We start from the raw sequence: 18,972 nt of genomic DNA, 5'->3' as shown, positions 1-18,972 counted from the left end.
GTAGAGCATCACGTAGCGCCGTAGGAATCCTCGTCCTTTCCGCCGTAAGGCGGCAGCCGAAGGCTGAGGACGGGGAGGATGTCAAAGCGGCCGGGGTCTGCCAGCAAACTCCAGTATTGTACTGAACGTTCAGCACAATTACAGAAGCATTGCAGGCCGGATACGGACATCCGGCCCAGGATTTCCAGGAGACCAGGATGTCGTACCCGACTGCCATTGCCGCAGCCGCCGCCGCCGCGCTGGCTGCAGCCGCCATGAGCTTTGCCGGCACCGCCGGCGCCGCACCTGCCCCGGCCACCGCGGGCAATCCCGCCACCGATGCTACCGCGCGTGCCAATGCGGCCGTGCTGCAGCAACTGCCGTTCCAGGACCGGCGTGACTTCGAGGCCGCGCGCCGTGGTTTTATCGGCACGCTGGACAACACCGAGATCCGCGACGCCAAAGGCAATGTGGTGTGGGCGCTGGATCCGTACGGCTTCCTCAAGCAAGACCGGGCGCCGGCCACCGTGAACCCCAGCCTGTGGCGCCAGGCGCAGCTGAACATGCACAACGGGCTGTTCCAGGTGACGGATCGGATCTACCAGATCCGTGGCTTCGATATTGCCAACATGACGATCATCGAGGGCGATACCGGCCTGATCGTGATCGATCCGCTGACCGCGATGGAGACCTCTCGCGCCGGGCTCGACCTGTACTTCAAGCACCGGCCCAGGAAGCCCGTGGTCGCGGTGATCTATACGCACAGCCACGGCGACCACTTCGGCGGGGTCAAGGGTGTCGTCAGCGAAGACGACGTCAAGGCCGGGCGGGTCAAGGTGGTGGCCCCGGAAGGCTTCATGGAAGAGGCTGTCAGCGAGAACGTCTTCGCCGGCAACGCCATGAGCCGCCGCGCGCAGTACATGTATGGCTTCAACCTGCCGCGCTCGGCCACCGGGCAGGTGGATGCGGGGCTGGGCAAGGGGGTGGCGCACGGCACGGTGACGCTGATCCCGCCGACGGACCTGATCCACAAGACCGGTGACACGCGCACCATCGACGGCGTGCAGATCGAATTCCTGATGGCGCCGGGCACCGAGGCCCCGGCCGAGATGCTGATGTACTTCCCGCAGTGGAAGGCACTGTGCGCCGCCGAGGACGCCACCCACAACCTGCACAACCTGTACACCATCCGCGGCGCCCAGGTGCGCGACGCCAACCAGTGGTGGCGCGCGCTGGACGAGACCATCGACCGCTTCGGCGGCCGCGCCGAGGTCCTGTTCGCCCAGCACCACTGGCCTACCTGGGGCCGCCAGGACATCGTCACCTACCTGGGCAAGCAGCGCGACGGCTACAAGTACATCCACGACCAGTCGCTGCGGCTGGCCAACATGGGCTACGTGCCGGCCGAGATCGCCGAACGCGTGAAGCTGCCACCGTCGCTGGCGGCCGAATGGCATCTGCGTGACTACTACGGCACCGTCAGCCACAACGCCAAGGCGGTGTACCAGCGCTACCTCGGCTGGTATGACGCCAACCCTGCCAACCTGAACCCGCTGCCGCCGGAAGAGGCTGGCAAGCGCTACGTCGAATTCATGGGCGGCGCGCCCCGCGTGCTGGAGCAGGCGCGCGCGGCGTACGCGCGTGGCGAATACCGCTGGGTGGCCGAGGTGGTCAAGCACGTGGTCTTTGCCGATCCGTCCAACCAGGCTGCCCGCCAGCTGGAAGCCGACGCGCTGGAGCAACTCGGCTACCAGGCCGAATCCTCGACCTGGCGCAATGCCTACCTGACCGGTGCCGCCGAACTGCGCAGTGGCCCGCCCCCGGCCGGCCGCCGCGCCGGCAGCCCGGACGTGCTGCGCGCCATGACCGACACCATGTTCCTGGATTTCCTGGCGATCAGCCTGAACGGCGACCGCGCTGCGGGCAAGACGCTGGCGCTGAACTGGGTACAGCCGGACACCGGCAAGCGCTTTGCGCTGACGGTGGAGAACGGCGTGTTCCGCTACAAGCCCGACGCGCAGCACGCGTCCCCGCAGGCCACGCTGACCATGCCGCGCGCCGTGCTGATGGGGGTGCTGGCCGGCCAGACCACGCTGCAGACCGAGACTCAGGCGGGCCGCGCCCGCGTGGACGGCGACCCGCAGGCGCTGGCGGCGTGGACGGTGCTGATGGACAAGTCCGAGCCGAACTTCAGCATTGTGACGCCCTGACGGCATCGGGATGGGGCTGGCAGGCAGCTTCTGTTGCGCGCCAGCCCCATAAAACCTCGCTTATTCGAGGGTTTCTTCCGGCGCGTGAACATAAACCGTTGCGCCGATGCTGCGGCAAACGGCTTGTGAGCCATTTCCGTCGGGATTTTTTAGTGGTTAACCCTCCCTTTAGGGGGCGTCCTCTACGAATCAGTGTCATCGGTGAAACAGTCGTGCGCCGGCTGGCCGGATAATGCACACGGCAGTAACCGAATGAGGAGTAAGAGGACTATGAAATTCACCTATAAGAAGATGCTGGCGGCAGGCGCTGTCATGGCGCTGGCCGGAGCCGCACACGCGCAATCGGCCGGCAGCAATATCGTCAGCCTGGGCTGGTTCCGCGTGATGCCGAACAGCTCCGCCGACCCGCTGACCGTCGACAGCATCAACGGCCGCCCGGTCGGCATGACCCGGCCGAACACCGGCGCGGAGATCGAGTCCGCCGACACGCTGGGACTGGCCTTCTCGCACTACTTCACCGACAACATCTCCGGCGAAATCATCGCGGGCATTCCGCCCAAGCACGACGTCAAGGGCACCGGCAACTATGCGCAGTATGGCAAGCTCGGTTCGGTCAAGCAGTGGAGCCCGGCGGTGCTGGTCAAGTACCACTTCTTCGATGCCAAGACCAAGTTCCGTCCCTATGTCGGCATCGGCGTGAACTACACGTGGTTCACCGACGAGACCATCAGCAACCAGAACTTCGTGAACCGCGAGTTCGCGCCGGGTGCGCGCATGACCGCCAGCGCCAAGGCGTCGTGGAACCCGGTGTTCAACATTGGCGCCAACTACGCCATCAACGACAACTGGTTTGTCGGCCTGTCGGTATCGTACGTGCCGCTGTCGACCCGCGCGTCCTTCACCACCCAGGCGGGGCCGGTGACGATCCAGTCGCACACCAAGATCAAGATCGATCCGGTGGTGACGTTCCTGAACGTGGGCTACCGCTTCTGAGCGCGGCACACTGACAGCAGAAAGGGCACCCGGGGGTGCCCTTTCTTATTGGCGCGGCTGCAGTGGCCAGCTTATGCCACCGACTTGACCGGATAGCCAGCCTCTTCGATGGCATCGCGCAGGGCCTCGGCGTCGGCACCGCTCTCGACGCGCACGGCCTGGGCGGGCACATCCGCGCTGACACGCGCGGCCGGGTCGATCGCCTGCACGGCACGCGTGATGGCGCCGACGCAGTGGTTGCATGACATGCCTTCGACCTGGAACTGGATCATGATGGGACTCTCCTGGACAGGATGGAAAAGGCGGCAGGGTGCCGCGACAAGACATAGTTTGAACCTTCCCATGGTGGGAAGCGCAAGAGGAATTTGTTGGCGCCAATGTGACGGTAACACCCTGCGCATTCGTCCTTGACCTTCCAATGATGGTAAGGTCCATGATGCTGACATCGACACTGTGGATGACTCAGAACCATGCCAAATTCCAGCGCTGTGCTCGCTTCACAACCTGTCCGGCCGGCCGACGAAATGCCCGAATGGCGGCTGCCGGTCGACGGCATGACCTGCGCCTCGTGCGTGCGCCGCGTGGAGAACGCATTGGCGCGTGTGCCGGGCGTGCGCGACGTGGCCGTCAACCTGGCCACGGAAGCCGCGACGCTGCGCGCCGACTCGGGCGTGGTGCTGCCGGCCGCCGCCCGTGCCGTGGCCGATGCCGGCTACACGGTGCCGCAGGACACCATCGAACTGAATATTGCCGACATGACCTGCGCCTCGTGCGTGACCCGGGTCGAAAAGGCGCTGCGCGCCGTGCCGGGCGTGATGGACGCACAAGTCAACCTGGCAACCGAGCGCGCCAGCGTCACCCTGCTGCGCGGCGCGGTGGATGCCGCGGCGCTGGTGGCCGCGGTAGCGCGCGCCGGCTATGGCGCGACGCCGGTGGCCGATGCCGCATCGCAGGCGCCGCAGGCCGGGCAGGGCACTGCCTTCTGGGACGGCCCCTGGCCGGTGGCGTTCTCGGCGGCGCTGTCGCTGCCGCTGGTGGCGCCCATGGTGCTGGAATGGTTTGGCGTGCACTGGATGCTGCCGGCATGGGTGCAGTGGCTGCTGGCCACCCCGGTGCAGTTCGTGTTCGGCTGGCGCTTTTACAAGGCTGGCTGGAAGGCGGTGCGCGCCGGCGCCGGCAATATGGACCTGCTGGTGGCGCTGGGCACGACGGCGGCCTATGGGCTGTCGCTGTGGCTGATGTGGCGCACGCCGGCCGACGCCATGCCGCACCTGTACTTCGAAAGCGCGGCAGTGGTGATCACCCTGGTGCGCCTGGGCAAGTGGCTGGAGACACGCGCCAAGCGCCAGACCGCCGATGCCATCCGCGCGCTCGCGGCGCTGCGTCCCGATACCGCCCGCGTGCGCCGCGGCGGCGTGGAGCAGAGCGTGCCGCTGGCGGCAGTGCGCGTGGGCGATGAGGTGGTAGTGCGCCCCGGCGAGCGCATCCCGGTGGACGCCGACGTGATCGAAGGCAGCAGCCACGCGGACGAATCGATGCTGACCGGTGAAAGCGTGCCGGTGCCGAAGAAGCCCGGCGACCGCATCACCGGCGGTGCCATCAATTTCGAAGGGCTGCTGGTTGCGCGCACCGAGGCGGTAGGCGCCGAGACCGTGCTGGCACGCATCATCCGCATGGTCGAGCACGCACAGGCGGCCAAGGCGCCGATCCAGCGCATGGTCGACCAGGTCAGCGCGGTGTTCGTGCCGGTGGTGCTGGGCATTGCACTGGTGACGGTGCTGGGCTGGGGCCTCTTTGCCGGCGACTGGGAAACCGCATTGCTCAACGCCGTGGCGGTGCTGGTGATCGCCTGCCCGTGCGCGCTGGGCCTGGCCACGCCCACGGCGATCATGGCCGGTACCGGCGCCGGCGCACGCGCCGGCATCCTGATCAAGGACGCCGAGGCGCTGGAGGTGGCGCACCGCGTCAGCGTGGTGGCATTCGACAAGACCGGCACGCTCACGGTCGGCAAGCCGGAAGTGGTGGCGCTGCATGCGGCCGATCCCGCCGATGCCGATGCTAGCGCACTGCTGGCACGGCTGGCCGCGCTGCAGGCAGGCAGCGAGCATCCGCTGGCCCGCGCCGTGCTGGCCGCCGCGCAGGCGCGCGGCATTGCCGTGCCGCAGGCCACCGAGGTGCAGGCCCTGCCGGGCCGCGGCATTGCCGGCGTGGTGGACGGCCATGCGCTGCAGCTGGGCAGCGAGCGCCTGCGTGAAATGCTGGGCGCAGCGGCAGGCACGCTGGCAACGCTGGCGGACCAGTTGCGCGCGGACGGCCGCACCGTGTCGTGGCTGGTCGAGACCACGCCGCCGCGCGTGGCCGGGCTGGTCGCGTTCGGCGATGCCATCAAGCCGGGCGCGCCGGCGGCGATCGCACGGCTGCGCGCGGCCGGCGTGCGCACCGTGATGCTGACCGGCGACAACGCCGGCGCGGCGGCGCGCGTGGCGCAGGCGCTGGGGCTGGACGATGTGCAGGCTGAGGTGCTGCCCGAAGACAAGGCTGCCCGCGTGCAGGCCCTGGGGCGCGATGGCGCGGTGGTGGCGATGGTGGGCGACGGCATCAACGATGCGCCGGCGCTGGCGGCGGCGGACGTGGGCATTGCCATGTCGACCGGCACCGACGTGGCCATGCACGCCGCCGGCATCACGCTGATGCGCGGCGCCCCGGCGCTGGTGGCCGATGCGCTGGCGGTCTCGCACCGCACCGTGCGCAAGATCCGGCAGAACCTGTTCTGGGCTTTTTTCTACAACGTGGTGGGCATTCCGCTGGCCGCGGCCGGGTTGCTGAACCCGGTGGTGGCGGGTGCGGCGATGGCGTTCTCCAGTGTCAGCGTGGTCAGCAATGCGCTGCTGCTGCGCCGCTGGCGTCCGCAGGCCGGGGCCGCCACGGCACAGGGAGGCGAGTGATGAATATCGGCGAAGCGGCGCAGGCGTCGGGCGTGTCGGCCAAGATGATCCGGCACTATGAATCGATCGGGCTGGTGGCGGCACCGCCGCGCACCGAGGGCGGCTACCGCCGCTATGACGAACGCGCGGTGCATACCTTGCGCTTCGTGCGGCGCGCCCGTAATCTGGGATTCTCGCTCGACGAGATCCGCAACCTGCTGTCGCTATGGCATGACCGCGGCCGCGCCAGCGCCGACGTCAAGGCACTGACGCTGCGGCATGTGGCCGACCTGGAGCTGCGCATCGCCGAACTGGCCGCCATGCGCGACACGCTGCGCGAGCTGGCGCAGCACTGCAGCGGCGATGACCGGCCGGATTGCCCGATCCTGGCCGATATGGCGCAGCCGGAAGCGCAGGGCAGGCTTGCCTGCCACAGTTGAGCGGGACAGACAGTGCAAGGCAAAGCAGGCAGCAGGCAGCAATACAAAGAATAATGACAGCCGGCGCAAGCGCTTTGCTGGCGCTCCGTGCCGGGAGGAGACTTGCGCGAATGGAACAACCGATGACGGACGATCCTGCTATTGCCGGTGTTGCCGGCATGCCTGCCGATACCCCCGCCGGCACGCATGCGCCGGTGCAGAGCCGCCAGCGCATGCGCGACGGCACCGAGCTGCTGCTGCGCACCTGGCAGCCCGATCCGGCGCGCTTTGCCGAGCCGCTCGGCTCGGTGCTGCTGGTGCATGGGCTTGCCGAGCATGCCGGACGCTACCAGCATGTGGCCGATGTGCTGTGCGGGCTGGGCCTGCGCGTGCGTGCGCACGACCTGCGCGGCCATGGTGCCAGCGGCGGCGCGCGCATGGTGGCGGACCATCAGGATGCCTACCTGGACGACCTCGCCGAGATCTACGATGCCGCGGTGCCTGGCTGGCACGAGTTGCCGATCCTGCTTGGCCACAGCATGGGCGGGCTGATTGCGGCACGCTTTGCCACCGCGCGCGTGCGCCCGGTACGCGCGCTGGTGCTGTCCTCGCCCGCGCTGGCGCTGCGGCTGTCGGGACCGATGCTGGCGCTGCACCGCGTACTGCTGGCGCTGGCACCGCGGCTGCGCGTGCCCAATCCGATCGATGCGCGGCTCTTGTCGCACGACCCCGCCGTGGTGGCCGCCTACCGCTCGGATCCGCTGGTGCAGACGACCATCACCGCCAGCGTACTGGAGAGCTTTATCCGCGGCATGGCGCAGGCCCAGGCCGATGCCGCGCTGCTGGAGGCCCCCACGCTGATGCTGGTCGGCGGCGCCGACCGCGTGGTGGACCCGGCCGGCAGCCGCCGCTTCTTCGACAACGCGCCGCCGGCGTTGCGCGAACAGGTCTGGTTCGAGCATGGCTACCACGAGATCTTCAATGAAGCGCAGCCGCTGCGCGGCGAAGTGTTCGCGGCGCTGACCGGCTGGCTGCAGCGCCACCTGCAGCAGCACGGAAGCTAGGTCCGGAACACCGACTCGGCCACGCCGAACACTGCCGCGACCACCGGGTCGTCGCGGCGCGTGGCCAGGCATACCAGCGTCAGCTCGGTCTGCACCGAGACCCCTTCCACGATCACCAGCCCGTGCGCATGCGATTCGCGCAGCGCGATCGCGTCGCGCACCAGTGACAGCCCCACGCCGGAGCGCACCAGGTCAAGCATCGACGCCTCCTGGTCGACATGCGCCACCTTGGGCACGCTGGCCGGATCGACGCCGGCCTGCGCAAAGCGCGCCGACAAGAGCCGGTTGTGCGCCGATTCCGGTGGCGTCCAGATCCATGGCAGCGTTGCCAGCTGCGCCCATGAGCGCAGCGCGGTGCGCTCTTTCCAGCCCTTGGGCGCCACCACATAGTAAGAGAAGGGCGTCAGCGTCAGCGCATGGAAGCCGGCGTCGGGCGGCTGGCCCAGGTAGAAGCCCACGTCGAGCGCGCCGCTGCGTACCTGTTGCAGCACCCAGCCCGACATGCCGTGGCGCAGTTCGGTGCCGATCTGCGGATGGCGTTCCACCAGCGTGCGCAGCATCGGGCCCAGCCGCGTGAATTCCGGATCGAGGATGGTGCCGATCGCCAGCCGGCCGCGCACGGTGTGATGCATCGCGCTGACGGTGTGCTGCAGGTCGCCTACGCCATCGAGGATGCGCTCGGCCAGCGGCAGCAATGCGGCGCCGTCGGCGGTCAGCGTCAGGCCCGCGGCAGTGCGCTCGAACAGCCGGATGCGCCACGCCGATTGCAGCGCCTTCAACTGCAGGCTCACTGCGGGCTGCGTCAGGTGCAGCCGCTGCGCGGCGCGGGTCAGGTTGCCCTCGCGCGCGACGGCAACGAAGGCGCGCAGGTGGTGGAGGTCCAAGGCGGTGTCGGGGCGAAAGGTGGCGCCGGAGCGTGGCGTGGTGCGGCGCAATATTTTGCGGAGCTTATATTGCGATTGACGATAAATCATTGGACGGGGCCGCGCAACTGCACCAAGCTTGCGCTCAATACGGCCCGGCACGCCTTGTGCCGCGCGGCAGCGATGCCAGTGCGATGCTGGCGGATGTTCGCGCCAGTGTCTTCACCAGACGCAAAGATCGGGCAAGCCGCATGCCGTCAGCGACCCAGCATTCAGGAGCGGAAGTGGAAGACATCCTTGCAGAAGCCAGCGCGGTGCAGACCATCATCGGCCATAGCATCGCAGGCCGGCAGACACGCGGCGCATCGCAGCGTCTGGCCGATATCTATAACCCCGCCACCGGCGAAGTCGCAGCACGCGTGGCGCTTGGCACCGCGCAGGACGTGGCCGATGCCGTCGCTGCCGCCCAGGCCGCATTCCCGGCCTGGGCCGACACGCCGCCGCTGCGCCGCGCGCGCATCCTGTTCAAGTTCAAGGAACTGCTCGACCAGCACCACGACGACCTGGCGGCGCTGATCACGCGCGAGCACGGCAAGGTGTTCTCGGACGCCAGGGGCGAAGTCACGCGCGGCATCGAGGTGGTGGAATTCGCCTGCGGCATCCCCAACCTGCTCAAGACCGATTTCACCGACAACATCGGCGGCGGCATCGACAACTGGAACCTGCGCCAGCCGCTGGGCGTGGTGGCCGGCATCACGCCGTTCAACTTCCCGGTGATGGTGCCGATGTGGATGTTCCCGGTGGCAATCGCCTGCGGCAATACCTTCGTGCTGAAGCCGTCGGAGCGCGATCCGTCGCCGAGCCTGCTGATTGCCGATCTGCTGCGCCAGGCGGGATTGCCCGATGGCGTGTTCAATGTCGTGCAGGGCGACAAGGAAGCCGTGGACGCGCTGCTCGCGCATCCGGACGTCCAGGCGCTGTCGTTCGTCGGCTCGACGCCGATCGCCGAGTACATCTATACGGAAGGGACCAAGCACGGCAAGCGCGTGCAGGCCTTGGGCGGCGCCAAGAACCACCTGGTGGTGATGCCGGATGCCGATCTCGACCAGGCGGTCGATGCGCTGATCGGTGCCGCGTATGGTTCTGCCGGCGAGCGCTGCATGGCGATCTCGGTAGCTGTAGCGGTGGGCGACGTCGCCGACAAGCTCGTGCCGCGTCTCGCCGAACGCGCCAGCTCGCTGAAGATCCGCAACGGCATGGAGTCCGACGCCGAAATGGGTCCGCTGGTAACCGCTGCGCACAAGGCCAAGGTGGAGGGCTATATCGCCAAGGGCGTGGAAGAGGGTGCGACGCTGGTGACCGATGGCCGCGGTCATACCGTACCCGGCCATGAGAACGGCTTCTATGTCGGCGGCACGCTGTTCGACAACGTCAAGCCGGATATGACGATCTACAAGGAAGAGATCTTCGGTCCGGTGTTGTCGGTGGTGCGCGTGCATGACTTTGCCGAAGCCGTGGCGCTGATCAATGCGCATGAATTCGGCAACGGCGTATCGTGCTACACCAGCGACGGCGGCATCGCGCGCGCGTTTGCGCGGCAGATCCAGATCGGCATGGTCGGCATCAACGTGCCGATTCCGGTGCCGATGGCATGGCATTCATTCGGTGGCTGGAAGCGATCGCTGTTTGGCGACCATCACGCCTATGGCGAAGAGGGCGTGCGTTTCTACACGCGCTACAAGAGCGTGATGCAGCGCTGGCCGGATTCGATTGCCAAGGGCGCTGAGTTCACCATGCCGGTGGCGAAATAGGCCGCGACGATGATGACAAGAACAGCGATGGAGACATTCGACTACATCATCGTGGGGGCCGGTTCAGCCGGCTGTGTCCTGGCGAACCGCCTGACGCAGGATGCGGACGTCAACGTGTTGCTGCTGGAGGCCGGCGGCAAGGACGACTACCACTGGATCCATATCCCGGTGGGCTACCTGTACTGCATCGGCAACCCGCGCACCGACTGGCTCTATCGCACCGAGGCCGAGGCCGGGCTGAACGGCCGCTCGCTGGGCTATCCGCGCGGGCGCGTGCTGGGCGGTTGCTCGTCGATCAACGGCATGATCTATATGCGCGGCCAGCGCGAGGATTATGACGCGTGGGCGCGGCTGACCGGCGACGATGGCTGGCGCTGGGACAATGTGCTGCCGCTGTTCAAGCGCAGCGAGGACCACCACCGCGGCCCGAGCGAATTCCATGGCGCCGGCGGCGAATGGCGCGTGGAAGGCCAGCGCCTGCGCTGGGACATCCTGGAGCGCTTTGCCGATGCCGCCGAAGAGGCGGGGATTCCGCGCACAGAGGATTTCAACCGCGGCGACAACTTCGGCGTGGGCTATTTCGAAGTGAACCAGCGCCGTGGCATCCGCTGGAACACGGCCAAGGCCTTCCTGCGGCGTGCGTCGGAGCGTCCCAACCTGACCATCGTCACCGGGGCGCAGGTGAGCGGGCTGACCTTCGACGGGCGCCGCTGCACTGGCGTGAACTATATCGGCGGCGGCCGGCCGCAGACTGCGGTGGGCAGGCAGGAAGTGATCCTGGCCGCGGGCGCGGTCAATACGCCGCAGCTGCTGGAACTGTCGGGCATCGGCCAGGCCGAGCGCCTGCAGGCGCTGGGTATCCCGGTGCGCCATGCGCTGCCCGGCGTGGGCGAGAACCTGCAGGACCACCTGCAGCTGCGCTCCGTGGTGAAGGTCAGCGGCGTGCGCACGCTCAACACGCGCGCCGCGAGCCTGTGGGGCAAGTTCTGCATCGGCGTGCAGTACGCTTTCAACCAGAGCGGTCCGATGAGCATGGCGCCGTCGCAGCTGGGCGCCTTTGCGCGCTCTGACCCGGCGCAGGCGCGGCCGAACGTGGAGTACCACGTGCAGCCCTTGTCGCTGGACAAGTTCGGCGACCCGCTGCATGCGTTCAATGCCTTTACCGCGAGTGCCTGCAACCTGCGGCCGACCTCGCGCGGCAGCGTGCATATCGGCAGCGCGGATTTCCGCCAGGCGCCGGTGATCGCGCCCAATTACCTGGCGACCGACGAGGATCGGAAAGTCGCGGCCGACTCCATCCGGCTCACGCGCCGTATCGTGGCGTCGCCGGCGCTGGCGCCGTACCAGCCCGAGGAATGGCTGCCGGGTCCGGCATTCCAGACCGACGAACAGCTGGCCGAAGCGGCCGGCAATATCGGCACCACCATCTTCCATCCGGTGGGCACCTGCAAGATGGGCCGCGCCGACGACCCGATGGCCGTGGTCGACCATCGCCTGCGCGTGCTGGGCATCGACGGCCTGCGCGTGGTCGATGCCTCGGTGATGCCGCTGATCACGTCGGGCAACACCAATTCGCCGACCATCATGATCGCCGAGCGCGCCAGCGACCTGATCCGCGAAGACCGCCGGCAGGGCCTGGCCGCGGCGGAAGTATTGGTGCAACCAGCGCCGGCGGCAGCCGCTGCAGGCGCCTGACATGAGCGCGCCACTTGGTCGCGGGCGGGGCCGTAATCAAGTGGCCCATCCTGCTCATGTGCGATCGCAAAAAAACTGACACTTGGTTCATGTTTCATAGTGCAAACCCCGATGTTTTGCGATGCAACAGGCGCACACAATAGACGCCTCACAGGGTGCGTCGGCAGCACATCGAAGCCATCGCCGCAACCTGCGCGGGAGCCGCCCCGCACCAAAACAGAAAGCCGCAGGCCGGGCCGCAACCATGGCCAGCCTGACGGAACAAGCGGCAGCAAGGGCCTACAAGGCCGGTTCGGACCATTGTCAGTGCCGGGCATCACCCCGGCAGTTCAGCAAGAGGGCGGGCAGGAGACATGAACCAGCAGGAAACCATCCTGGAAACGCGGAACCTCACCAAGGAGTTCAAGGGGTTCACGGCGGTGAGCGACGTCAACCTGCGGGTACGCCGCGGGTCGATCCATGCCTTGATCGGCCCCAACGGCGCCGGCAAGACGACTTGCTTCAACCTGCTCACCAAGTTCCTGGAGCCGACCACCGGCACCATCCTTTTCAACGGCATCGACATCACCCGTGAAAAGCCCGCGCAGATCGCGCGGCGCGGCGTGATCCGTTCGTTCCAGATCTCGGCGGTATTTCCGCACCTGACGGTGATGGAGAACGTGCGCATCGGGCTGCAGCGGCAGCTCGGCACGGCGTACCAGTTCTGGCGCAGCGAGCGCTCGCTGGACGTGCTCAATGACCGCGCCATGGAGCTGCTAGAACAGGTCGGCCTGACCGAGTTCGCGCAGACGCTGACGGTGAATCTGCCGTACGGCCGCAAGCGCGCGCTGGAGATTGCCACCACGCTGGCGATGGAGCCCGAGCTGATGCTGCTCGACGAACCCACACAGGGCATGGGCCACGAAGACGTGGACCGCGTCACGCAGCTGATCAAGAAGGTTTCGGCGGGCCGCACCATCCTGATGGTGGAGCACAACATGAGCGTGGTCTCGTCGATCGCCGATAAGATCACCGTGCTGCAGCGTGGCGCGATCCTGGCCGAAGGCCCGTATGCGGAAGTTTCGAAGGATCCGCGCGTGATGGAGGCCTACATGGGCACCGTCGACGCGGAACTGCAGGGCGCGCACTGAGACGGCCGGGGGAACGACACATGACGACATCCAACACACCCGCGCTCGAGATCAAGGACCTGCACGCCTGGTACGGCGAATCGCACATCCTGCACGGCGTGGACCTGACCGTGAACCGCGGCGAAGTGGTTACGCTGCTGGGCCGCAACGGCGCTGGCCGCACCACCACGCTGCGCGCGATCATGGGACTGACCGGCGCGCGCAAGGGCTCGATCAAGGTCAATGGCCACGAGACCATCAGCCTGCCCACGCACAAGATTGCGCACTACGGCATTGGCTATTGCCCCGAAGAACGGGCGATCTTCTCCAGCCTCTCATGCGAAGAGAACCTGATGCTGCCGCCGGTGCTGAAGGGCGCCGACACCAGCAAGGGCATGAGCGAGACCGATATCTACGAGATGTTCCCGAACCTGAAGGAGCGCCGCCAGAGCCAGGGCACGCGTCTTTCCGGCGGCGAGCAGCAGATGCTGGCGGTCGGGCGCATCCTGCGCACCGGCGCCAACCTGCTGCTGCTCGATGAAATCTCGGAAGGATTGGCACCGGTGATCGTGCAGGCGCTTGCGCGCATGATCCTGATGCTCAAGCAGAAGGGGTACACGGTGGTGATGGTGGAGCAGAACTTCCGCTTCGCCGCGCCGCTGGCGGACCGCTTCTACGTGATGGAGCACGGCAGCATCGTCGAGCGCTTCGCGGCCAATGAGCTGCAGGCCAAGATGCCGGTGCTGCACGAACTGCTCGGGGTCTGATCCGCACGGATCATGGGTTGATGTTTGGCAGGAACGGGTGGCGCGCACGCCGCCGCAAATCAGGAGACATAGAGATGAAAAAGACTCGGCTCGCGGCCGCGATGGCGGCCATTGCCATGGGTGCGGTTTCCTTCAGCGCCGTTGCCCAGGTGTCCGGCGACACTGTGAAGATCGGCTATATCACCGACATGTCGGGCCTGTACGCCGACATCGACGGCCCCGGGGGCCTGGAAGCCATCAAGATGGCGGTCGAGGATCGTGGCGGCAAGGTGCTGGGCAAGCCCATCGAAATCGTCTCGGCCGACCACCAGAACAAGGCCGACATCGCCGCCTCGAAGGCGCGCGAATGGATGGACCAGCAGGGCCTGGACATGCTGCTGGGCGGCACCAACTCCGGCACCGCGCTGGCCATGAACAAGGTGGCCTCGGAGAAGAAGCGCGTCTACATCAACATCGGCGCGGGCACGGCGCGCCTGACCAACGAAGAGTGCTCGCCGTACACGGTGCACTACGCTTATGACACGGTGGCGCTGGCCAAGGGCACCGGCAGCGCGGTGGTCAAGCAGGGCGGCAAGTCGTGGTTCTTCCTGACCGCCGACTACGCCTTCGGCCATTCGCTGGAAAGCGACACCGCGGCCGTGGTCAAGGCCAATGGCGGCACGGTGGCGGGCCAGGTGCGCCATCCGCTGTCGGCTTCGGACTTCTCGTCGTTCCTGCTGCAGGCGCAGTCGTCCAAGGCGCAGATCCTGGGCCTGGCCAACGCCGGCGGCGACACCATCAACGCGATCAAGGCGGCCAAGGAATTCGGCATTACCAAGTCGATGAAGATCGCCGGCCTGCTGATGTTCATCAACGATGTGCACAGCCTCGGGCTAAAGAACACCGAAGGCCTGCTGATGACAGACAGCTGGTACTGGGACATGAACGACGACACCCGCAAGTTCGCCAACCGCTTCTTTGGCAAGATGAAGAAGATGCCGAGCAGCCTGCAGGCGGCGGACTACTCGGCGGCCAGCACTTACCTGAAGGCGGTGGAAGCAGCCAAGACCGACGACCCGGACAAGGTCATGGCTGAACTCAAGAAGATGAAGATCAACGACTTCTACACCAAGGGCTATATCCGCCAGGACGGCCGTGGCATCCACGACATGTACCTGATGCAGGTGAAGTCCGCAGCAGAGTCGAAGAAGCCGTGGGACTACCTGAAGGTGGTCGCGACCATCCCGGGCGACCAGGCCTTCACCACGGTGGCCGAGTCGAAGTGCGCAATGCTGAAGAAATAAGCTGATGTGAGATCTGCCGGCGACGCGCCACCTGCGTGCCGCCGGCATCGGACGCGGTTCCTTGCTGCGGTGTTCGCCAACGGTGTTCGCCGCAGCGTTCGCATTACCTGGCACCAACCGCAGCAATCCCCGCCATACAACGGCGGTATCAACGGCACTCCGCGATGGACATCTTCGGAATCCCCTTGCCGGCCATGCTTTCCCAGCTCTTGCTGGGGCTGGTCAACGGCGCCTTCTATGCGATGCTGAGCCTGGGCCTGGCGGTTATCTTCGGCCTGCTCAACGTCATCAATTTCGCGCACGGCGCGCTCTTCATGCTGGGCGCGGTGCTGGCCTGGATGGGCATGGAGTACGCCGGGCTGAACTACTGGATCATGCTGCTGCTGTCGCCGCTGGTCGTCGCCGCGCTGGGCGTGGTGATCGAGAAGACCATGCTGCGCTGGATCTACAAGCTCGACCATATCTACGGCCTGCTGCTGACGCTGGGCATCACGCTGGTGGTCGAGGGCATCTTCCGCTCGATCTACGGCGTCTCCGGGCTGCCGTACTCGACGCCGGACGCGCTGCAGGGCGCGACCGACCTGGGCTTCATGATTCTGCCCAACTACCGCGCGTGGGTCGTGGTGGCGTCGCTGGTGGTGTGCTTCGCCACCTGGTACGTGATCGAGAAGACCAAGCTGGGCGCCTACCTGCGCGCCGGCACCGAGAACCCCAAGATGGTCGAGGCCTTCGGCGTCAACGTGCCGCTGATGGTGACGCTGACCTACGGCTTCGGCGTCGCGCTGGCCGCGTTCGCGGGCGTGCTGGCGGCGCCGGTGATCCAGATCTCGCCGCTGATGGGGCAGAACCTGATCATCATTGTGTTCGCGGTGGTGGTGATCGGCGGCATGGGTTCGATCATGGGTTCGATCCTGACCGGCCTGGGGCTGGGCGTGGTCGAGGGGCTGACCAAGGTGTTCTATCCGGAAGCGTCGTCGACCGTGGTGTTCTTCATCATGGTGATCGTGCTGCTGCTGCGCCCGGCCGGGCTGTTCGGGAAGGAGAAGTGATGAGCACACCCTCCACATCATCGACGCCATCCACGGTGGCGGCCAACGCTGGCAACGCAGGAAAGGGACAAGGCGTGCAGAAGAAACTGTTGTATGGATTGCTGCTGCTGGCACTGGTGGCCGCGCCGCTGGCCGGTGCGTATCCGGTGTTCGTGCTCAAGGTGCTGTGCTTTGCGCTGTTTGCGTGCGCCTTCAACCTGCTGATCGGCTATACCGGACTACTGTCGTTCGGCCATGCGGCCTTTTTCGGCGGCGCTGGCTATGCCGCCGGCCATGCCATGAAGGTCTGGGGCGTGACCCCGGAAATCGGCCTGATCCTGGGCACCGGTGCGGGCGCGCTGATCGGCTACGTGGTGGGCTCGCTGGCCATCCGCCGGCAGGGCATCTACTTCTCGATGATCACGCTGGCGCTGGCGCAGATGCTGTTCTTTATCTGCCTGCAGGCGCCGTTCACCGGCGGCGAGGACGGCCTGCAGGGCATCCCGCGCGGCAAGCTGTTCGGGCTGCTGCCGCTGTCGGACGACCTGACGCTGTACTACGTCGCGCTGGCGATCATTGTGGCCGCCTTTGCGCTGATCGTGCGCACGGTGCATTCGCCGTTCGGGCAGATCCTGAAGGCGATCAAGGAGAACGAGCCGCGCGCGATCTCGCTGGGCTATGACGTCGACCGCTTCAAGCTGACCGCCTTCGTGCTGTCGGCGGCGCTGTCGGGACTGGCCGGCTCGATCAAGGCGCTGGTGCTGGGCTTCGAGACGCTGACCGACGTGCACTGGTCGATGTCGGGCTCGGTCATCCTGATGACGCTGGTCGGCGGCCTGGGCACATTGTCGGGCCCGATTGTCGGTGCCTTCGTGGTGGTTGCGCTGGAGAACAAGCTGGGCGATATCGGCAACTTCCTGGCGTCGGTCACCGGCATCTCCTGGTTCGGCACGCTGGGCGAGTCGGTGACAATGGTGACCGGTGTGATCTTCGTGATCTGCGTGCTGACTTTCCGCCGTGGCATCATGGGCGAACTGCTGGCGCGCTTCGGGGGCCACTCGGGCAAGCGGGAATAAATGCAGGAGTGACCGCGGGTCGACATGCCCGATTCTGGGGCTAGGGTTTTTTCTAGCTTGTCCTCGATGCACCGCTTCGTTACATTCCATATACGGTTTTCGCAGGTTAAATGGAGGCGGAAGCGAGGAGACGACAGGCGCGCACCCGGTGTCGGGTAGCAGCGTTATAAATAAAGGGCGTTGCCGGGTGATCCTCGGCAACGCTTTTTTCATTTGCGCTTCCCAACGCCTGCTATGGCGCTTTCGCCCCATCATGGGGCATCCAGGCCGCATCGGCGTCACCTGGCTATCCTCCACATGCGACAATGCGGGCGCTCTCGCTGCCCGCCATGCCTGCCATCCCTGATTCCCCTGACTCCCCAGCCGTTCCGGATCGTCCTGACGCACCCGCGCCGCAGGGCTTGGTACGCCTCGGGCTGGGTGCCGACGCAGCCATGCTGGAGGCCTGGCTGGATACGGTGCAGCCACTGCCGGTGCCCGCCGCCCGCGCGCGCCGGCTGATGCTGGACGACCTGCTGGCCCAGTCCGGTCGCGGCATCTGCCTGCTGGTGGGCGAGGCGCAAGCTCCACATAATCTGCTGGCGTGCCTGCCGGTGGCGCTGCTCCCGAGCCTGGAGCTTGCCGGGCTGGCCGCCTGCGGCATCGAATGGTGGGTACGGCCCGGGCTGGACGGCGGGTCCCGCCGTGCCTGCCTTGAGGCCTGCTGCGCCACGCTGGCCGACTGGGGCCGCGCCCACGGTATCCGCCACGCGCTGCTGGCGCCGGGGCTGGTGGCAGGGCATGGCGGCGCGCCGCCGGGCTTCAGGCCGCATGGCAACGGCATGTGGCACCGCAGTTTGGTGCCGGCGGCCAAGGTGCTGGGCTGAACCGGCGCCGCCCGGCTGCCCGCACCGATCTCCTCCGATCTTTCCCTTTTCGCTTCCCCTGCTTCCTGCAATGACGGAATTCGCATTCCTGGCGGTTGCCGCCTTTCTCGCCGGCCTGATCGACGCGGTCGCCGGCGGCGGCGGCCTGGTACAGATCCCGGCAATGTTCTCGGCCTATCCCAATATCGCGCCGGCCACGCTGCTGGGCACCAACAAGATGGGCTCGATCGCGGGCACCGCCAACGCGGCGCTGCGCTACGGCCGCAGCGTGCGCATCTACTGGGGCGCGACCGCGCCCGCGGTGGTGGCGGCCCTTATCTTCTCGATGGCCGGTGCCTGGGCGCTGACCAGGATCCCGGCGGAGCCGCTGCGCAAGGCGCTGCCGTTCGTGCTGGTGGTGTTGCTGGTCTACACCGTGGCCAAGAGGGACCTGGGCACGGAACATGCGCCGACGTTGTCGGGGTCGCGCGAGCGCGTCGCGGCGCTGCTGGCTGGGGCTGCCATCGGCTTCTATGACGGCGTGTTTGGCCCGGGCACCGGCAGCTTCCTGATGATCGCGTTCGTGCGGGTGTTCGGCTATGACTTCCTGCACGCGGCGGCCTCGACCAAGGTGGTCAACCTTGCCACCAACCTGGCGGCGCTGCTGTTGCTGGCCAGCAAGGGCCATATCTGGTGGCAACTGGGCCTGGTGATGGCAGTGGCCAACATCGCCGGCAGCCAGGTGGGCAGCAAGCTGGCCCTGCGCCACGGCAGCGCCTTCGTGCGCAAGGTGTTTATCGTGGTGGTGAGTGCGCTGATCCTGAAGACCGCCTGGGACGCGTTCCTGCGCTGACGGCAGGCGGCGGGCGCGATGCGGGTTAATCCTCCCTTTTCGCACTAGGTCGC

The 18,972-nt window shown here is 66.8% G+C and carries 16 protein-coding genes; 14 read left to right on the top strand and 2 right to left on the bottom strand.

Annotated elements, in window-relative coordinates; all coding sequences use genetic code 11:
• Positions 1 to 197 precede the first annotated feature (197 nt).
• Together AC1Q7H_RS15685 and AC1Q7H_RS15680 are read left to right on the top strand one after the other, a co-directional pair.
• Positions 198 to 2,189 (top strand): alkyl/aryl-sulfatase, encoded by a 1,992-nt coding sequence (locus AC1Q7H_RS15685; protein WP_211980439.1) that lies wholly within the window; start codon positions 198 to 200, stop codon positions 2,187 to 2,189.
• A gap of 270 nt (positions 2,190 to 2,459) precedes the next feature.
• Positions 2,460 to 3,182, top strand: a complete 723-nt coding sequence (locus tag AC1Q7H_RS15680) for an OmpW/AlkL family protein (protein WP_013958415.1) — start codon at positions 2,460 to 2,462, stop codon at positions 3,180 to 3,182.
• Between the two features lie 71 nt (positions 3,183 to 3,253).
• On the opposite strand, the gene AC1Q7H_RS15675 is transcribed toward AC1Q7H_RS15680, so the two are convergent.
• On the bottom strand, positions 3,254 to 3,454 hold the full coding sequence (locus tag AC1Q7H_RS15675) for a heavy-metal-associated domain-containing protein (RefSeq protein ID WP_211980438.1): 201 nt from the start codon (positions 3,452 to 3,454) through the stop codon (positions 3,254 to 3,256).
• A 198-nt stretch (positions 3,455 to 3,652) separates the two neighbouring features.
• Between AC1Q7H_RS15675 and AC1Q7H_RS15670 the strand changes: the two genes are divergently transcribed.
• The 3 genes from AC1Q7H_RS15670 (at position 3,653) to AC1Q7H_RS15660 (ending at position 7,589) form a co-directional block, all read left to right on the top strand.
• Positions 3,653 to 6,127, top strand: a complete 2,475-nt coding sequence (locus tag AC1Q7H_RS15670; RefSeq protein ID WP_492381464.1) for a heavy metal translocating P-type ATPase — start codon at positions 3,653 to 3,655, stop codon at positions 6,125 to 6,127.
• On the top strand, positions 6,127 to 6,546 hold the full coding sequence (cueR, locus tag AC1Q7H_RS15665; RefSeq protein WP_013958412.1) for a Cu(I)-responsive transcriptional regulator: 420 nt from the start codon (positions 6,127 to 6,129) through the stop codon (positions 6,544 to 6,546). Before AC1Q7H_RS15670 ends, cueR begins: the two co-directional genes overlap by 1 nt.
• Positions 6,547 to 6,656: 110 nt before the next feature.
• The gene (locus AC1Q7H_RS15660) at positions 6,657 to 7,589 is read left to right on the top strand and encodes an alpha/beta hydrolase (RefSeq protein ID WP_153956029.1); all 933 of its coding nucleotides are present in this window, start codon (positions 6,657 to 6,659) and stop codon (positions 7,587 to 7,589) included.
• Here AC1Q7H_RS15660 and AC1Q7H_RS15655 read toward each other — a convergent pair.
• Positions 7,586 to 8,473, bottom strand: coding sequence for a LysR family transcriptional regulator (locus AC1Q7H_RS15655; protein WP_211980437.1), 888 nt, complete (start codon positions 8,471 to 8,473; stop codon positions 7,586 to 7,588). The genes AC1Q7H_RS15660 and AC1Q7H_RS15655 overlap by 4 nt on opposite strands.
• Before the next feature lie 230 nt (positions 8,474 to 8,703).
• Here AC1Q7H_RS15655 and AC1Q7H_RS15650 point away from each other — a divergent pair, with 230 nt between their 5' ends.
• The 9 genes from AC1Q7H_RS15650 (at position 8,704) to AC1Q7H_RS15610 (ending at position 18,919) form a co-directional block, all read left to right on the top strand.
• Positions 8,704 to 10,263 carry a CoA-acylating methylmalonate-semialdehyde dehydrogenase gene (locus tag AC1Q7H_RS15650; RefSeq protein WP_249221214.1) on the top strand — a complete coding sequence of 520 codons (1,560 nt, stop codon included), beginning with the start codon at positions 8,704 to 8,706 and terminating at the stop codon, positions 10,261 to 10,263.
• Positions 10,264 to 10,290: 27 nt separating this feature from the next.
• Positions 10,291 to 11,958 (top strand): GMC family oxidoreductase, encoded by a 1,668-nt coding sequence (locus tag AC1Q7H_RS15645; RefSeq protein WP_211980435.1) that lies wholly within the window; start codon positions 10,291 to 10,293, stop codon positions 11,956 to 11,958.
• 353 nt (positions 11,959 to 12,311) lie between these two features.
• On the top strand, positions 12,312 to 13,088 hold the full coding sequence (locus tag AC1Q7H_RS15640) for an ABC transporter ATP-binding protein (RefSeq protein WP_013958408.1): 777 nt from the start codon (positions 12,312 to 12,314) through the stop codon (positions 13,086 to 13,088).
• Between the two features lie 20 nt (positions 13,089 to 13,108).
• A complete protein-coding gene (locus AC1Q7H_RS15635) occupies positions 13,109 to 13,834 on the top strand; it encodes an ABC transporter ATP-binding protein (RefSeq protein ID WP_211980434.1) in 726 nt (241 codons plus the stop codon).
• Between the two features lie 74 nt (positions 13,835 to 13,908).
• Complete coding sequence (locus AC1Q7H_RS15630; RefSeq protein WP_153954221.1) at positions 13,909 to 15,117, top strand: ABC transporter substrate-binding protein; 1,209 nt, start codon at positions 13,909 to 13,911, stop codon at positions 15,115 to 15,117.
• Between the two features lie 164 nt (positions 15,118 to 15,281).
• Complete coding sequence (locus AC1Q7H_RS15625; protein ID WP_013958406.1) at positions 15,282 to 16,166, top strand: branched-chain amino acid ABC transporter permease; 885 nt, start codon at positions 15,282 to 15,284, stop codon at positions 16,164 to 16,166.
• Positions 16,166 to 17,221, top strand: coding sequence for a branched-chain amino acid ABC transporter permease (locus AC1Q7H_RS15620; RefSeq protein WP_013958405.1), 1,056 nt, complete (start codon positions 16,166 to 16,168; stop codon positions 17,219 to 17,221). The genes AC1Q7H_RS15625 and AC1Q7H_RS15620 overlap by 1 nt, the downstream gene beginning before the upstream one ends.
• A gap of 329 nt (positions 17,222 to 17,550) precedes the next feature.
• A complete protein-coding gene (locus AC1Q7H_RS15615; RefSeq protein WP_249221213.1) occupies positions 17,551 to 18,087 on the top strand; it encodes a hypothetical protein in 537 nt (178 codons plus the stop codon).
• 70 nt (positions 18,088 to 18,157) lie between these two features.
• Positions 18,158 to 18,919, top strand: a complete 762-nt coding sequence (locus AC1Q7H_RS15610; RefSeq protein WP_153954223.1) for a sulfite exporter TauE/SafE family protein — start codon at positions 18,158 to 18,160, stop codon at positions 18,917 to 18,919.
• Positions 18,920 to 18,972: the final 53 nt, after the last annotated feature.

The sequence above is a fragment of the Cupriavidus sp. GW823-FHT06D04 genome, from assembly GCF_058795055.1.
The sequence above is the reverse complement of the archived record's forward strand: the minus strand, read 5'-3'. Positions and strand labels throughout refer to the sequence as shown.

Excerpts from the sequence above, each read along its gene's own strand:
- AC1Q7H_RS15685 (WP_211980439.1), top strand. The coding sequence starts at position 198 with ATGTCGTACCCGACTGCCATTGCCGCAGCCGCCGCCGCCGCGCTGGCT.
- AC1Q7H_RS15680 (WP_013958415.1), top strand. The coding sequence starts at position 2,460 with ATGAAATTCACCTATAAGAAGATGCTGGCGGCAGGCGCTGTCATGGCG.
- AC1Q7H_RS15675 (WP_211980438.1), bottom strand. The coding sequence starts at position 3,454 with ATGATCCAGTTCCAGGTCGAAGGCATGTCATGCAACCACTGCGTCGGC.
- AC1Q7H_RS15670 (WP_492381464.1), top strand. The coding sequence starts at position 3,653 with ATGCCAAATTCCAGCGCTGTGCTCGCTTCACAACCTGTCCGGCCGGCC.
- cueR (WP_013958412.1), top strand. The coding sequence starts at position 6,127 with ATGAATATCGGCGAAGCGGCGCAGGCGTCGGGCGTGTCGGCCAAGATG.
- AC1Q7H_RS15660 (WP_153956029.1), top strand. The coding sequence starts at position 6,657 with ATGGAACAACCGATGACGGACGATCCTGCTATTGCCGGTGTTGCCGGC.
- AC1Q7H_RS15650 (WP_249221214.1), top strand. The coding sequence starts at position 8,704 with ATGCCGTCAGCGACCCAGCATTCAGGAGCGGAAGTGGAAGACATCCTT.
- AC1Q7H_RS15645 (WP_211980435.1), top strand. The coding sequence starts at position 10,291 with ATGGAGACATTCGACTACATCATCGTGGGGGCCGGTTCAGCCGGCTGT.
- AC1Q7H_RS15640 (WP_013958408.1), top strand. The coding sequence starts at position 12,312 with ATGAACCAGCAGGAAACCATCCTGGAAACGCGGAACCTCACCAAGGAG.
- AC1Q7H_RS15635 (WP_211980434.1), top strand. The coding sequence starts at position 13,109 with ATGACGACATCCAACACACCCGCGCTCGAGATCAAGGACCTGCACGCC.
- AC1Q7H_RS15630 (WP_153954221.1), top strand. The coding sequence starts at position 13,909 with ATGAAAAAGACTCGGCTCGCGGCCGCGATGGCGGCCATTGCCATGGGT.
- AC1Q7H_RS15625 (WP_013958406.1), top strand. The coding sequence starts at position 15,282 with ATGGACATCTTCGGAATCCCCTTGCCGGCCATGCTTTCCCAGCTCTTG.
- AC1Q7H_RS15620 (WP_013958405.1), top strand. The coding sequence starts at position 16,166 with ATGAGCACACCCTCCACATCATCGACGCCATCCACGGTGGCGGCCAAC.
- AC1Q7H_RS15615 (WP_249221213.1), top strand. The coding sequence starts at position 17,551 with ATGCCTGCCATCCCTGATTCCCCTGACTCCCCAGCCGTTCCGGATCGT.
- AC1Q7H_RS15610 (WP_153954223.1), top strand. The coding sequence starts at position 18,158 with ATGACGGAATTCGCATTCCTGGCGGTTGCCGCCTTTCTCGCCGGCCTG.